The sequence below is a fragment of the Aphanothece microscopica RSMan92 genome (assembly GCF_046613545.2).
Lineage (GTDB): Bacteria > Cyanobacteriota > Cyanobacteriia > PCC-6307 > Cyanobiaceae > NIES-981.
This window is the reverse complement of record NZ_JBKKKY020000523.1, coordinates 1-462: the sequence shown is the minus strand read 5'-3', so window position 1 is coordinate 462 and position 462 is coordinate 1. Positions and strand designations below refer to the sequence as shown.

The following is a 462-nucleotide window of genomic DNA, read 5'->3' as shown; positions in this document are numbered from 1 at the left end:
CAGCGCCAGCGGCTCGGCCTGCATCCGGCGCGTGCGTTCGTCGTTGATCCGCGCCTCGAGGTTCATCAGCGCGCCGGTCGCCGCATCGACCGCCGGATAGCGCGCGGCCACCCCGCGCATGCTGTCGGCGGCAGCGCCGTGGCAATCGGCACAGGACTTGCCCGTCGCGCCTTCCGCCCGCGCCCACAGCGCAGCACCCCGTTCCACGGCAAAGAAACCGGGGTTCAGGAAATCGTCATCCTGCAACTGCCGCGTGGCGGGATCGAGGAAGTCGTAGCCCGACACCGGCGCCGGTTCCTGCGCCCCAACGGGCAGCGCCAGCAGGCACAGGACCAGAACCGCCCTCATGGCGCGGTCAGCCCCGAAAGATAGGCCACCACATCCTCGATCTGCTGGGCGGTATAGATCGTCTGCCCCTGATAGGCCGCGCCCACGCGATGCAGCCCCTCGGTCCGGTAGTAG

General features: G+C 69.7%; 1 protein-coding gene. It reads right to left on the bottom strand.

Features of this window, described 5'->3' with window-relative positions:
- Nucleotides 1-348 (bottom strand): hypothetical protein (locus ACLD7X_RS18865; protein ID WP_411425212.1); only part of this gene is annotated, 348 nt, incomplete at its 3' end.
- Between the last annotated feature and the right edge of the window lie 114 nt (nt 349-462).